The sequence below is a fragment of the Vibrio sonorensis genome, from assembly GCF_001854765.1.
Classification (GTDB): domain Bacteria; phylum Pseudomonadota; class Gammaproteobacteria; order Enterobacterales; family Vibrionaceae; genus Vibrio; species Vibrio sonorensis.
Genome location: NZ_LJJE01000112.1, coordinates 172648 through 186506, shown reverse-complemented (window position 1 = coordinate 186506; position 13859 = coordinate 172648). Strand labels below are relative to the sequence as shown.

The 13859-nt window shown below is 42.5% G+C and carries 14 protein-coding genes and 1 pseudogene; 8 read left to right on the top strand and 7 right to left on the bottom strand.

What is annotated here, in order from left to right; genetic code table 11:
- Window positions 1-269 precede the first annotated feature (269 nt).
- Together BLO31_RS20755 and BLO31_RS25060 are read left to right on the top strand one after the other, a co-directional pair.
- Complete coding sequence (locus tag BLO31_RS20755) at window positions 270-1166, top strand: GGDEF domain-containing protein (protein WP_342669001.1); 897 nt, start codon at window positions 270-272, stop codon at window positions 1164-1166.
- A gap of 29 nt (window positions 1167-1195) precedes the next feature.
- The gene (locus BLO31_RS25060; protein ID WP_342669000.1) at window positions 1196-1297 is read left to right on the top strand and encodes a hypothetical protein; all 102 of its coding nucleotides are present in this window, start codon (window positions 1196-1198) and stop codon (window positions 1295-1297) included.
- Here the strand turns inward: BLO31_RS25060 and BLO31_RS20750 are convergent.
- The 5 genes from BLO31_RS20750 to BLO31_RS20730 all read right to left on the bottom strand — a co-directional run bounded on the left by BLO31_RS20750 (window position 1294) and on the right by BLO31_RS20730 (window position 6065).
- The gene (locus BLO31_RS20750; protein ID WP_070971366.1) at window positions 1294-1974 is read right to left on the bottom strand and encodes a DUF2726 domain-containing protein; all 681 of its coding nucleotides are present in this window, start codon (window positions 1972-1974) and stop codon (window positions 1294-1296) included. The two genes, BLO31_RS25060 and BLO31_RS20750, sit on opposite strands and share 4 nt — an antisense overlap.
- A 152-nt stretch (window positions 1975-2126) precedes the next feature.
- Window positions 2127-2936 carry a hypothetical protein gene (locus BLO31_RS20745; protein ID WP_425425318.1) on the bottom strand — a complete coding sequence of 270 codons (810 nt, stop codon included), beginning with the start codon at window positions 2934-2936 and terminating at the stop codon, window positions 2127-2129.
- A 7-nt stretch (window positions 2937-2943) separates the two neighbouring features.
- Window positions 2944-3693, bottom strand: a complete 750-nt coding sequence (locus BLO31_RS20740; RefSeq protein WP_070971360.1) for a substrate-binding periplasmic protein — start codon at window positions 3691-3693, stop codon at window positions 2944-2946.
- A 72-nt stretch (window positions 3694-3765) separates the two neighbouring features.
- On the bottom strand, window positions 3766-4449 hold the full coding sequence (locus tag BLO31_RS20735; protein WP_070971358.1) for a response regulator: 684 nt from the start codon (window positions 4447-4449) through the stop codon (window positions 3766-3768).
- The gene (locus BLO31_RS20730; RefSeq protein ID WP_070971356.1) at window positions 4449-6065 is read right to left on the bottom strand and encodes an ATP-binding protein; all 1617 of its coding nucleotides are present in this window, start codon (window positions 6063-6065) and stop codon (window positions 4449-4451) included. Before BLO31_RS20730 ends, BLO31_RS20735 begins: the two co-directional genes overlap by 1 nt.
- 335 nt (window positions 6066-6400) lie before the next feature.
- Between BLO31_RS20730 and BLO31_RS20725 the strand changes: the two genes are divergently transcribed.
- The 4 genes from BLO31_RS20725 (at window position 6401) to BLO31_RS20710 (ending at window position 9283) form a co-directional block, all read left to right on the top strand.
- A complete protein-coding gene (locus BLO31_RS20725; protein WP_070971353.1) occupies window positions 6401-6643 on the top strand; it encodes a hypothetical protein in 243 nt (80 codons plus the stop codon).
- Window positions 6644-6798: 155 nt separating this feature from the next.
- On the top strand, window positions 6799-7146 hold the full coding sequence (locus BLO31_RS20720) for a GNAT family N-acetyltransferase (protein ID WP_245688529.1): 348 nt from the start codon (window positions 6799-6801) through the stop codon (window positions 7144-7146).
- 383 nt (window positions 7147-7529) lie between these two features.
- Window positions 7530-7910 carry a VOC family protein gene (locus BLO31_RS20715; RefSeq protein WP_070971349.1) on the top strand — a complete coding sequence of 127 codons (381 nt, stop codon included), beginning with the start codon at window positions 7530-7532 and terminating at the stop codon, window positions 7908-7910.
- 275 nt (window positions 7911-8185) lie between these two features.
- Window positions 8186-9283: a serine hydrolase domain-containing protein gene (locus BLO31_RS20710; protein WP_070971346.1), complete on the top strand. Its 1098-nt coding sequence runs from the start codon at window positions 8186-8188 to the stop codon at window positions 9281-9283.
- Between the two features lie 63 nt (window positions 9284-9346).
- Here the strand turns inward: BLO31_RS20710 and BLO31_RS20705 are convergent, their stop codons facing one another.
- The gene (locus BLO31_RS20705; RefSeq protein ID WP_070971342.1) at window positions 9347-10300 is read right to left on the bottom strand and encodes a lactate/malate family dehydrogenase; all 954 of its coding nucleotides are present in this window, start codon (window positions 10298-10300) and stop codon (window positions 9347-9349) included.
- Between the two features lie 149 nt (window positions 10301-10449).
- Complete coding sequence (locus BLO31_RS20700; RefSeq protein WP_070971654.1) at window positions 10450-11328, bottom strand: DMT family transporter; 879 nt, start codon at window positions 11326-11328, stop codon at window positions 10450-10452.
- Between the two features lie 296 nt (window positions 11329-11624).
- Between BLO31_RS20700 and BLO31_RS20695 the strand changes: the two are divergent.
- Window positions 11625-12915, top strand: a pseudogene (locus BLO31_RS20695) (extracellular solute-binding protein).
- Window positions 12916-12973: 58 nt separating this feature from the next.
- Window positions 12974-13855 (top strand): ABC transporter permease subunit, encoded by an 882-nt coding sequence (locus BLO31_RS20690; RefSeq protein ID WP_070971651.1) that lies wholly within the window; start codon window positions 12974-12976, stop codon window positions 13853-13855.
- Window positions 13856-13859: the final 4 nt, after the last annotated feature.

The following is a 13859-nucleotide window of genomic DNA, read 5'->3' as shown; positions in this document are numbered from 1 at the left end:
TGTGCCTTATCCCAAATTCCCATGTTCTAACTTTAGGTTTAAACCCCTGCACCGTCTAGGCTTCAAAGGGACGATTTAGCAAAAACTACGCGATTAACCAATCAATAAGATAAATCGAATTTGTGATCAAGCTAGATATATGAGTTCAAACAAAGGTTTATATTAGATCGCAAAATTTTGATATTGGTTCAAGTTTCCTGTTGATCAAAAACATTAAATAGCGAATCATTCCAAATAGACAATAAGTGGCATAGGTTAAAAGGCTTAAGATGGAGTTGGATTTATTTAATCCTTCAAAACAGTTGCGCCGCTCTGCGTTGATATCGCTGAGCAGCCTACTCGGCTGCATATCGGCCTTGTTTGCCATCACTAATTTTCTCGTTCACGACTTTCACTTGTTGGCTTACGTTGAAGGTTCCTTTGCCGTCTTATCGCTGTTTATATACAAACGCGCGGTTCGCGGTCGTTACTCCCGCACCATTACCAATATCTACATTTACCACATCATTTTGTTGGTATCGCTAGCAACCTTAACTCATCCTCTCGACTATGGGATTTATATATGGGGGTGCCTGACCCCTATCATGTTTTATCTGATTTTGGGTAAGCGAAACGGTCTGTTTTCTACCGTGTTTATGTATGTCCTTCTCTTGTCTATTGTCGGTGTAAAAGCCCTTTACTTAGAACCTTCTCCAATCGTATTACCGATAAACTTTGCTCTCTGCTTTGGTTTTATATGGGTCATCACACACGTCTATGAGGTCAAACGTCGCACCTCCGAGGCATCGTTAGGCCAACTTGCGTCTAGAGATGCGTTAACGGGTGTCTATAATCGCCACGCTTTGATTCACAACTTCGAAAGCTATAGAAAAGAGAGTCAGCAAGTTCCTTTATCCCTTTTAATACTCGACTTGGACCATTTTAAACAGGTCAACGATCAATTTGGTCACGACACTGGTGACAAGGTTTTGATTCAAGCGGCAGCCCTGCTCGATGCGCATTCTGATGAGCACCTTGTCTATCGAATTGGTGGTGAAGAATTTTGCATTGCCTTACACAATACGACGCAAAAAGCGGCCAAGCAAAAAGCTGAGCAAATCCGATACGCCATTGAGCATTACCGGTTTTATGAAGATGAGACGCTATTTCACTCACCGCAAGTATAGGCGTATATCAGTGTGATCAGTTTGATGATTTGGACGGCGTTTTAAAGATCGCCGACCAAGAACTTTATAAAGCGAAAAAGAACGGTCGTAACCAAGTCAAAGTCTACCAAGCTGAGGAACAAGCTTTTTAAATTCCGCCACTAGGCTCAACGTCGTCCTCATCTCCAAACACGACATTGTAGTTTTCCGTGTACGTACAAGTCGGTTGACGGCTACAAGTAAAGAACCTTCGACCTTTGTAGTCACCCTGCGTCGCAATCTTAACCACCATAGGACTACCGCACTTTTTGCAGAACCTGACTTCTTTGTCCACTTCAATTAAATCGATGTGGGTCGCAAGAAGGCGTTTTAGCTTACTCACTTGGTAACTGAGTTTGACATTAGCACCGATGAGTGGGACTCCCGCACTTTTACACACGTGCAGCACCAATTTTTGTCTATCAATCTTGCCTTTGTTTAGTGGCTTTCCGTCGTCCATTTCTAGAACGACTCTAGGCTCCAGTGTACGTGAGTCACAGATAACAAAATCGAAATAACTCTTGTTAATACGATTGTTGGCTATAAACCATTTCTTCTTATTGGTCGATACTGGCGCCAGTACGTTTGACATGTTCACCTTACATAGCACTACACCATTTTGACCTAAGGCCGAGAGCAGTGCTTGATAGAAAATACTCTCTTGAGCATTTAGAAGCGCGCCCTTCTTTTTGTAATCGCTGTCTTTAAGTACTTCTTGTTGACCATAGCGCTGATGCACCACAAAGAAAAAACCTATCAACAACAGTAGGACTATGATTACGCTTTCCATTGAGAACCTGTTCCATTATGTTTGATCACTAAATTATACTGAGTTTAGCTGCCAACAAAAATCACTAATTCAGTATGTTGCGCTTATTTTGGAGTATGAACAGCCCTTTGCTAGTTTCAAGAACTATCCATGGATAAAGGTTCAATGCGTGACTAGTGTCCATTGTCAGGGAGTTTTAAGCGAATCACGGTGCGATTTTCAGGCTGAATAGTGTTAAAAGTGTGCTGCCAATACTTCTTAATTATTGAGTCCATCAAACCACTTTTACGCGCATCGCGAAGTGCATTCTCCAGTAATTCTCTGTGTTCTACTGCACTCGGCCCAAGGTAAAACTTAAAATCCTTTTCGTAGACAAGTAGTAAGTTTTTCTCTATTGCAAGGTGTGGATTTAGCCTACTTTCTTGCACGACCTCAGTCATACCTCTTGGAAAGTAGTTTAGATCTCCATTGGCCGTTAACATGTCGTATATCGCGCGCCACTCACCATCAACACCGTAGAACTTTAAGTGATTGCTTTTCCATACGTTCACGTCAAACCAATTTAGGCCCAAACCTGCAGCTAAGCCCGAATCCTGCAACTGTTTTAATGATCTGATAGCATCAAAGCGCGTTTGTAGTTCAGGCGGGATCAAGAGTATGCGTTTTCCAATTAACCCATTGGTAAGTGGAATGTCTATTGGATTGTATTTACGGTCTCTTTCTGGCGTAGATATCATCCACGTTAACGAAAGTGACCCGTTTTGAACCATTTTCTGTACACGTTTTTGAGGCGTGTGCTCTGCGGGGATTTGAATGTTGAGTTTGACCCCTTTTGCTTTTAATGCCGCTTTTAGGATTTCGTGATAGTAACGATGCCCATTGTCCAGTTGGGAGGGTAAAGTCAACGTTATAGAAGATTCGGCATGAGCTGAAATGGAAACACTCGCTATGAAAAATAGTATCAGACAACCCAAACAACGAATCAATGCACTAATATTCGCCAAGTATTTGCTCATAGTATGTTACACCGTCACTATTAACTTCGTATTTTAACTCATCAATCGCTTTCTGAAGCGCTGCTACTAACTCTTTATTGGCATTAATGTTGAACGCGTAGTAAAGCTCTCCCTGCTCTAAAACATAAACAGCTTCATAGTCGTCCGGATTATACCCTGCCTCTTTGATCCACCAGCGCGCGACCCTCTCTTCATACGCCCACAAATCAATGCGCCCTTTTTGAATTTGCTTTGCTAACGTTTTTGCGTGTGAACTCTCTTGCAACGAGTTCCTCGGTACACCTAGCTGACTAAGAATCTGCTCGCCCACATCATCGCGAATCACGCCGATGCGATACTGAGCCAGCTCCATTGGTGAACTGATTACTATATGCGACGTGCGTTTAGCCAAGATCACGACTCGCGTCTCAATGATTGGTCCAACCCATTGAAACAAGTGCTCCCTGAGATCGGTTCGCGTCGTGGAAAACAAAACCGTGTCCTCTCTGACTAGTGCTGAACGATAGGCCCTCGCCCAAGGTTGGAATCGAATATCAGACAGTTCTATTGGAGAGTTTGCTAACTCAGTCGCGGCCACTAATAGCTTAACGGAAATGCCGGACGGCTTTGATTCAAGCGTATAGTTATAGGGAGGATATTCTTCGGTAAGATAGTTTAAAGAGTTCAGTTGTGTGGCGTGCAAAGAAGAAGCCATTAACATCAGTGCAAAATTGAACAGATGCATACTCCCCCCTACAGTTTATTCACAATTTTATGATTAAACTGTAGGCAGTGTCTGCTTGTTCGTCTAGTTTAGTTAGCGGGTTACTCGCTTGTAACAGCGCTCTGGCCTCCCCACCGTACCGTAATTCAGATCCGCTTCTAATTCTCCAGTAGTGATTAGGTACTCTAGATAGCGTCGCGCAGTCGTTCGACTTGCTCCTATTCGCTCTCCGGCATCGTCAGCACTCAAACTGATTTCCTGCTCAAATAGCGCTCGTATTTTGTCTAGTGTGACCGCATCGATTCCCTTCGGTAAGCGCGAAACCTTGTTTTCATTGGCGTTGGATAACAACATTTTATCGACTAAGTTTTGATCCAAATCTTGCGCAACGATCAGTTGTTGTTTTTGTTGTACATATTTTTTTAGCGACGCTTCTAGTCTTGGAAAAACGATTGGTTTGAGTAGGTAATCGACTACCCCTCCCCGCATTGCTTGCTGTAACGTATCAACATCTCTATCCGCTGTGATCAAGATAACATCACTACTGAGGTTGTTAACACGCATTTGTTGGAGTATTTCTAGCCCAGTACCATCGGGAAGGTATACATCAAGAAGCACTAGATCTGGATGAAAAATCTCTAGTTGAAGTTCTGCTTCAGCTTTTGTCGTTGCTATCGCGACGACTTCAAAATTTTCCAACTGTTCTAAGTATTTTTGATGTAGTTGAGCGATGCCAATGTCATCTTCAATAATCATCACTCTTGTAACCACTTTCATTATTGCTCTTCCTTGGGTAGATACACTGTCGTTCTGACTCCATGTGTTTTATTGTTTACGATTTCGAAACTGCCTTGGTAGCGGGTCGCTAACTCGTTAACCAAATACAACCCTACTCCGCGTGTCTCACTGTCCTTGCTTGAGACGCCCCTTAGGGTTAACTCTGAGGCTGAAAACTGCTGCGGTAAACCACAACCTTGGTCAACCACTTCTAGTATCAGTTCATTGCCATAATCCGTAAGCGACACTTCAATGATTTTTCGTTCACTGGATAATCCTCTCTCATGGTCCATGGCTGATCGCGTCGCGTCAAAGGCGTTGTCAATTAAGTTACCCAGTATGGTGACTATGTCTTCACCGTTTATTCGATTTGGTAATGGCAGCAGTCGCGAACCTTCTTCTACTACGATTTGTAAACCGAGCTCACGAGCGCGCTCTGTTTTACCAAGTAGCATTCCCGCAACCAATGGTTCTTTTACTGTTTCTCTCAAAAACTCGATGAGAGACTGATAATGTGCCGTTTCTTGGCCAATCAAATGTTGAACCGCATCCACTTCACCCATTTGCAACATACCGCTGATCGTATTGAGTTTGTTCCGATGTTCATGAGTTTGAGAGCGCAACATTTCCGCATATTCACGAGTCTTTGCAAGCTGCTCAGTGAGTTCGTTCAACTCATCTCTCAATCGAAAACTCGATACCGCTCCAACTACTTTTCCTTCCAACACAATTGGACTTCGGTTTGCTATCAATCTTTGTCCGTTTAAATAGAGGTTGATATCGTGGTCTGTTCTACCCGTTTGCAACACTGTTTGCAGATCGCTTTCAGGTAGAACTTTGTTTAATGGCTGATTAATGCAGCTTTGCTTGTCTAAACCCAAAATAGTGCATGCACTTTTGTTTATCGATCTTAACCTTCCAGTCCCGTCGATACTTAAAATGCCCTCTTTTAAGGTTTCTAGAGTGACATCCATTTCAACATAGAGACGACCAATCTCTTCGGGCTCAAATCCTAGTATCGCTTTTTGGAACCTTCTCGATGCATAGCTGGAAACAACAGCGTTTGCCACCACAACGAGTAGTGCCATTGCAATTAAGTAAGCGAGAAATGGCTCGACCCTATCTTGCAGTCGATCAATTAAATAACCTACGGAAACAACGCCAATGATGTTCCCATTCGCATCAAATATCGCCGTTTTACCGCGTACAGATGGCCCTAATGAACCTTTTGCAAATGAGATATACGCTTCACCGTCTATCAGCGCTCGATCATTGTCCCCACCTTCCATAGGCTTACCAATGCGCTCATCCACTGGGTGCACCAATCTAATGCCATCTTTGTCACCGATAACGATAAAAGCCGCACCAATCATTTCAGTTAGGTTGCGAAAACGCTCTTGATAGACACCAGTGCCATTTTCTTCGACAAGCCTAATAACCGAAGGGCTTTGTGAAAGAAAAGTCGCAACACCAAGCGCTTTTTGTCCCATCTCTTTTTCTTGAGCGTCTTTTACGTATAAAAAACCAGCCAAAACTAGTATTAACAACTCAATCAGACCCGATAAGGTCATTATGATCAGCATTCGTTTGCGAAAGCTGATACTCGTCCATGTCATATTTATATCCTCTACCGTATAGAGGCTAACACTGAATGTTCTCTGGTACGACTTCACGGTACACAAACTGTGAAAGCCGTTAATGGCTAACGTAACGTTTGGTTATCAAATCATCATTGTTAATTACTTTTCGTTTTAACATTGCGTAATTGTTATACATGTCAACATTTGCATTTGATTTGATGAGATTACTCACAAGACTTTTAGGTTGTTTTTTGCGCTATAAATGCAGAATGGCTGTATAATTATTAGGCACACAGAGAGAATGTGGAATTAGAACAAGGACACAAATAACAAATATTACACGGTGTCTGTTTCTACTTAAGGGATTAACAATGAAAAGAGACGTCTTTGGCATTTGCCTTTCTAAATCTATGCTGTCAAATAACTTGAAGAGTACTTTCACTCACGTTCGCGCTTATGAGATGGACAAAACTCATGAAGGTGCGGTTGTAAAACACGCCTTCCCACAGTTGTCGGGTGAGGAAGTGTTAGAAAGCATGCAAACTAAAAAGCGCTTAGTCTGGCGTGCTGGATTTTGCTGCCACGCATGTGAATCAAACTTAAACAGATATTAAGTCTTAACTTCAAAGGGGTCGCTTGTTTCCAGCAAGCGACCCCTTTGTTATGTAAAAAGGCCGCTGATCCCACCCCGCACTTAACGATTGTTAATGCAGTCTTAATTCGCCACTGATAGTCTGAGTTTATTCGTTAAATTACGTTTTGCTGAACTATGATATTGCCAATAACGCCAGCCTATTTTGAACAGTTCTGGCCTACTTTCCAAAAAACAGTTGAATTACAACAAACCTTTGCATTCGATTGTGCTCTAGATAAACAAGGTGCTTACAATATTTGGGTTAAAAACAGTTTAGAGTGCTATGTCTATATTGAACACGATGAGGTGTTAGGCAGTTACTACCTAAAACCAAATGCTATGGGCCCAGGGAACCACATCGGAAACTGCGGTTACATGGTTACTGAGAGGGCACGCGGTCGAGGGATTGCAAAAGCCTTTGTGAACATTCCCAACAGCGGGCAATACAACTCGGGTTTAAAGCCATCCAGTTTAATTCCGTAGTATCGACAAATGAAATTGCCATCAAACTTTGGCAAAAGATGGGGTTCAGCACAACGGGAAGGACTCCGAACGGATACTGTCTTAAAGATGGTCAATACGTCGATACACTTATTATGTATAAGGCGTTATAGCATTAGTCTAGATTGCTTATCACCAGCAATCTAGCGGCTTAATTTAAAATTAAACACAACTCCGCCCTCCAAATCTCCTTGCCTTACCGCCGAAGCCATACGATAAGCATATAGTTTGTCACAAACTGTCCAACTTTGTGTATAGATGGTCACGCCGTTACTCACTATTCTAACAGCTATTCAATCAGAGACGATAAATATAGACGGCAATCGAACACCGTTTCTATAAAAGGCATGTACGTAGGGAGCGTTATGAATCTTAATCAAGTTTCAATACCCGTTAAAGATATGGAAGAAGCCTGCGAGTTTTACTTAACGCTTGGTTTTATACAAATCGTCGAAACCGCACATTATGCGCGTTTTGCATGCCCACAAGGTGATGCCACTTTCTGTTTAGTTTTAGAGCCCGCTAAAGCGGCCAATGCATCCACCCTATATTTTGAGCACGAGCATCTAGACGCTTGGGTAACACGATTAAAAAAAGTCGGTATTCAGTTCGAACAGGATCCTACTGATCACCCTTACCTTTGGCGTGAAGCAAAATTAACTGACCCGTCTGGTAACAACATTAAGTTGTACTGGGCAGGAAAAAATCGCTTGGAACCACCGTGGAAAGTGGATATTCGAGTGTAGATTTAGATATGGCCATCTGTTACTACCGACCTTCCCCAATAGGTGGCCATATCGCCTTTTCTTCTCCACTATGAACTTGGTGAAAATCACCGCTACATTTTCAAAAAAGACACTCATTCTTTTCTAGCAGACGCTCAGTTTGCTCACATTTTAACATCACCTGTAAGGTAAGAATTACATTGTAATTACAAATAGTTACCTAATTGGTCTTTCTAATTTGATAGATTGGTTTTGCCTTTTGAATCCGCGTTTTTTACTAAACTATGGACGTAACAATGGAAAATCTATCAGCAACAAACCGAACTAAAAAGCTAGCGTTAGTTGTGAGTCTTATTGCGACCTCACCTTTCACGCTTGCAAATGACTCAAATCTATCTACTGAAATAGAACGGTTATCTGAAACGTTCCTCAACTCGGACCCTAGTCCGGGTGTTGCAGTTACAGTAGTAAAGGATTTTAACGTTATAGTGAATAAGGGATTTGGTCTGGCTGAAGTTGAACATAACGTAAAAACTACGAATAAAACTATATTTAGAGTTGGTTCTCTTACCAAACAGTTTACCGCTGCTGGCATCCTTAAGTTAGCTGAAGAAGGAAAAATCGACCTTGATTCGCCAATCAAAACCTATCTTAAAGATTACCCTTCTACAAGTTCACTGGTAACGGTAAAACATCTTCTAAACCATACGTCTGGGATCCCGAGTTATACCGATTTAGGGGATACTTTTTGGAAGCACTTAAGAAAAGATCACTCCCACCAAGAAATGCTTGACTACTTTAAAGACAAAGAACTTGATTTTACCCCAGGACAGGAGTTCGCTTATAACAACTCTGGTTACTATTTACTTGGAATGATTATCGAATCAGTATCGGGTAAAAGCTATGCTCAATATATTCAAGAGGAATTTTCTGAACCTCTTGGTTTGGTGAATACTGCACTGTGTAACGACAGCAAAATCGTCAACAATCGCGCATCAGGGTACACGTTAAAAGATGAGAAATTACACAACGCTGACCTTGCTAGCATGACCCAACCCTTTTCTGCAGGAGCACTGTGCTCTACTGCCGAAGATATCATTAATTGGACAATGGATCTTACACACGGAGAAGTTGTGTCCAAGTCGTCATACAATCTAATGACGCAAAATACGGTTTTAAATGACCAATCAATTGAGACATACGGCTATGGGCTGAACTTAACACCATACAATGATGAAGATATGATTTCACACAGTGGCGGCATGATCGGTTTTAATGCCTTTGCTCTATACCTTCCAAAGCATGATTCCTATATTTCGGTGTTGACCAACAGCGATCATGGCGATTCAAGAAAATTGGCATTGCAAATTGTAGATTTGATAGTGAAGGATTAGGGCGACGAATTTGATAGCCCGAGAACTTAAGAGCATCATCGGGCTTTCAAAACATGTTGTAATTTAGTATTTAAGACCTGTCGCCTTACCCACACTTTTAACTACCTTACTGACCTCATTTGCGATCTCTTTGAGTTGCGCAAGTTCTTGTTCTGTAAATGGGTGGTTCAGAACTTCCTCTGCACCGTGCTTACCAACAATAGTCGGCAGGCTCATAACCACGTCAGAGAGCCCGTAGTGACCATCAATTAGAGTGGCGATTGGTAACACCGACCGCTCGTTTATTGCAATTGACTGAATAATTCGAAATACACTTGCTGAGATACCGTGAGTGGTGTTTTGCTTGCGCTTAAAGATTTCAAAGCCCGCCTGCTTGACTGACTCCAACAGCTCATCGGCATTAATTCTTTCTATATGGTGATTATCACAATAGTAGTCCGCAGGTTGACCAGCTATCGAGATGAGGCTCTTTGGTGTAAAGCAGTGGCTACCGTGCTCGCCAAGTACATACCCGAAAATATTTTTTGGGTCTAAGTTTACTCTGTTAGCGACAATCGACATTAGACGAGCGGTGTCTATTACACATCCGCTACTGATAACTCGTTTTGCAGGAAATTGGGTATTTTTCACAATAAAGTGCGAGACTAAATCACATGGGTTACTCACCACAATCAAAATCGCATTGGGTGCTACTCGCTCAATATTTTTGGCTATCTCGACACCGATTTTGCTGTTTATTTCTGCGAGATCGGTTCTAGATTGCCCCTGTTTAATCTGCGCACCAGCAGTGATCACGACAATATTTGCTTCGATGAGAGAAAGGTAATCATCAGTTGGCACTAGGCGGGTGTTCTTAGAAAAAGTCAGAGAAGCTGTATGTCTGAAGTCGAACATCTCACCTTCGGCTCGCTCTAGATTTTGATCTAATAAAACGAGTTCACTTACACTTCCCATTGTTAGAAGGTAGTTGCAAACGCCTACGCCAACAGCGCCAGCTCCAATAACACCAATCTTCATTTTATTCTTCCTGAAACATTCTTTCTTTAATCACTACAATTGTACTCAATACAATCCGCTTTTGGCTAATATCATATCGCGTTGACAATGTAATTTAGTGATAACAACTAGTTCAGTTAAGATTAACGAGATGTAACTCTTCTCATTGACTATTCTTTGTTCGTTAGTCTGGCAAGTTTCCCGTTCGTTCTGTACAAGATAAGAGAGAACAAAATAAGAGAACAACCGACAACTTTATTTGTGGTAAGCGCCTCGGCGTACCATATGATGCTCAAAAAAACTGTCCATACCGGCTCTAGGATCATAATCAATGCCGCGTTACCCGGTGTTAACCCTTTTTGACCTGTCGTTTGCATAACATAGCGAAGCGCAGTGGCTAAAACGGTACTAGCGGCAAACCACCCCCATATATTCAACTCTACCTGTTGAGGAAATGTTTCAAATAGTAAAGAGGCCACAAGGGACAACAATCCGGTCACCATTAACTGCACACAAGTCAGTAACAGAACAGGTAATTTTTTAGCGTAGATACTATTAACATTAAAGTGCAACGCCAATATCAACGCATTTAACAAAAAGATAAGTTGGGAGCTAGATTGTGACCAACCACTCCCCAAAGATAAGAAGGCTAAACCAGATACAGCAATAGGTAGGGCAAACCAAAAAATCCTCTGCGGTCTTTGCTTAAACAACGCCCACGCAATGAGCGGCACCATCAACATAGACAAGCTAAGAATAAACGCCCCTTCCCCTAATGTGTCACTGATGGAGATGGCATAGATCCAACTCATCAAGGCTAACGCTAACAAACAACCAACGAGGGAAGCACCTTTAAGATCCTGCCAACTAGCCACTTTTAGCGCTTTATAGCAGAAGGGTAAGAGAAATATCGAGGCTAAAACGAAACGCAGACCAACAAATGCAAAAGGTGGCAAACCTGCAATCGTTTCTTTAGAAAAAATCCATCCTAACGACGCCAGCACCGTGCCAAATATAAGGATTAAAGCCGCTTGTCTTTCCGTGTTCACTAAAGGCATGGTTACTCAATTGTCGTTTTTACTGGGTATATAGGACGTAAAACTCAGCTGGGATGAATAGCCTGTGGGTGGCCTTCAACGCCCAATAATTTGATAAGGATACTAATCAAAAAAATCTGTTACTGGTAGCTTTTTGTAAAGCTATTTTTTTAACCATCAAGTTTTCTTATTGAGTAAACAAAAGCTTAATTTTTCTGACATTGATTAAACACCTGAATGAAACATAAGCGTTCCAAGATAAACGAAACAAACGAACACTCGTTCGAAACCAACAAAGGAACGTAATAATGAACAAGCTAGTGATAGCTGGAATGCTTTCAGCAACAATGTCAAATGGCGCACTTGCTGCCACTGAAATCACTTGGTGGCATGCAATGGGTGGTCAATTGGGCGAAACCGTAAACCAAATTGCTGCTGATTTCAACGCTTCGCAAAACGACTACAAGATAACCCCAGTATACAAGGTTCTTATACTGAAACACTTACGGCTGGTATCGCAGCGTACCGAGCGGGTGAGGCTCCAAACATCTTACAAGTATTTGACGCAGGGGCGGCAACCATTATGAACGCGCCGGGAGTGGCTAAGCCAGTACAAGATATTATGGTTGATGCTGCTACTCATTTAACGCCAACGACTATTTAGCGGGTGTGCGCAATTTTTACGCGGACAGTAAGGGCAAAATGGTTGGTATGCCATTTAACAGTTCTACCCCCGTGCTCTACTTCAACAAAGACATTCTCAACAAAGCTGGTGTATCGGCTCCTAAAACCTACGAGCAACTAGAGAAGGTCGCAGAAAAGCTAAAAGGAAAAGGCTACGTTACTTTTTCTCAGTCGCACACGCCTTGGATAATGTTTGAGAACTTTAAATCACGCCACAACCTGCCGCTCTCTAACAGCAGTAACGGCTACGAAGATCTCTCATCTAAGCTAATGTTCAATACCAAAGACATGGTGATGCACTTTAACAAGATGAAAGAGTGGGCGGATAAAGGTTACTACAAGTACTACGGTAGCGACTGGGACGCAAACCAAACGCCTTTTGAACGTCAAGAAGTCGCGATGTGGATGGGCTCTTCCGGTTCCTTTGGTGGTCTACGCAATCGCGTTAAGTTTGAACTTGGAACCACTTACCTACCCTATTGGGAATCTGTTAACGCCACACCAACTCATACCTTTATCGGGGGCGCAGCTCTATTCGCATTAAGCGGGCACGGGACATCTGAAGACAAAGCAGTTGCTTCATTTTTCCAATACCTGACTAAAGCGGAAACGCAAATGTATTGGCACAAGACTACTGGTTACGTTCCTGTCACCAACGCGGCTTATGAGCTCACTAAAGATTCGGGTTACTACCAGCAAAGTCCTGATGCGGAAGTCGGCGTAAAACAGCTCAGCCTGACAGATGGCCAGTGGACCAAAGGCTATAGACTAGGTTTCTACCCGCAAATCCGTGAAGTAATGCACCGAGAGTTCGACAATATCTTTGCTGGTAGCAGTAGCGTAGAAAAAAGCTTAGATAAAGTTGAAGTAGAAAGTGAAAAACTACTAAAACGCTTTGCTCGCACGGTTAAGTAACCTCTCTATTAGCGCTGTTCTCTTTGGGGCAGCGCTTATTGATTTTTGGATAGATCTCGTGGAACGTCGTCAACAATTTTTACACACTCCCCTGCCGTATTTATTACTTGCGCCTCAGCTAGTGATTATCGCAGTGTTCTTTTTCTACCCAGCAGCGGAAGCAATTTATCTTTCGTTTATGCTTGAAGATCCTTGGGGCACGTCTTCAACTTTTGTTTGGTTTGAAAACTATCAGATGCTTTTTGAATCGACAGAGTATTTGGAATCTGTCGCCTTCACAATACTGTTTTCATTGGTTGTCTCTTTTTTATCACTCGCCTTTGCTTTATTGCTTGCCGTAAAAGCAGATAGCATCATTCGAGGTCAAAGCGCCTATAAGGTTACTTTGACATGGGTATATGCTGTTGCGCCAGCCGTTGCTGGCATCATTGGTGGATTTATGTTTAATCCCCATATCGGTGTGGTTAGCGAAATGTTTGCAACTTTGGGTTGGCAGTTTAGTTTTCAAACCGATCCCCTAGATGCCGTTTTTGCCATTACTTTAGTTTCGGTATGGAAGCAGATCTCGGTCAACTTTGTCTATTTTCTCGCTGGGCTTCAATCAATTTCTCATTCTGTAAAAGAAGCAGCCATGCTGGATTGTGTTAGTGACCGACGTCGTTTCTGGACTATCACCTTTCCTTTGTTAGCCCCTACCGGATTTTTCTTGCTCGTCATAAATCTAACCTACGCCTTCTTTGAAACCTTTGGCGTGATAGACACTATGACTTCTGGAGGCCCCGGTGGGAGCACTACCTCAATGGTTTACAAGGTGTTTCGCGACGGCTTTGTCGGAGCGGATTTAGGCGGTAGCTCGGCCCAATCAGTCATATTGCTTTTGTTGGTTTTGCTGCTGACGTTTGTTCAATTTCGTTTTGTTGAAAAGCGCGTCCATTACTAGGAAT

Bases quoted from the DNA above. Each gene is read 5' to 3' on its own strand.
- BLO31_RS20755 (WP_342669001.1), top strand. From the start codon at position 270: ATGGAGTTGGATTTATTTAATCCTTCAAAACAGTTGCGCCGCTCTGCG.
- BLO31_RS20715 (WP_070971349.1), top strand. From the start codon at position 7,530: ATGAATCTTAATCAAGTTTCAATACCCGTTAAAGATATGGAAGAAGCC.
- BLO31_RS20740 (WP_070971360.1), bottom strand. From the start codon at position 3,693: ATGCATCTGTTCAATTTTGCACTGATGTTAATGGCTTCTTCTTTGCAC.
- BLO31_RS20730 (WP_070971356.1), bottom strand. From the start codon at position 6,065: ATGACATGGACGAGTATCAGCTTTCGCAAACGAATGCTGATCATAATG.
- BLO31_RS20705 (WP_070971342.1), bottom strand. From the start codon at position 10,300: ATGAAGATTGGTGTTATTGGAGCTGGCGCTGTTGGCGTAGGCGTTTGC.
- BLO31_RS20725 (WP_070971353.1), top strand. From the start codon at position 6,401: ATGAAAAGAGACGTCTTTGGCATTTGCCTTTCTAAATCTATGCTGTCA.
- BLO31_RS20735 (WP_070971358.1), bottom strand. From the start codon at position 4,449: ATGAAAGTGGTTACAAGAGTGATGATTATTGAAGATGACATTGGCATC.
- BLO31_RS20750 (WP_070971366.1), bottom strand. From the start codon at position 1,974: ATGGAAAGCGTAATCATAGTCCTACTGTTGTTGATAGGTTTTTTCTTT.
- BLO31_RS20710 (WP_070971346.1), top strand. From the start codon at position 8,186: ATGGAAAATCTATCAGCAACAAACCGAACTAAAAAGCTAGCGTTAGTT.
- BLO31_RS20720 (WP_245688529.1), top strand. From the start codon at position 6,799: ATGATATTGCCAATAACGCCAGCCTATTTTGAACAGTTCTGGCCTACT.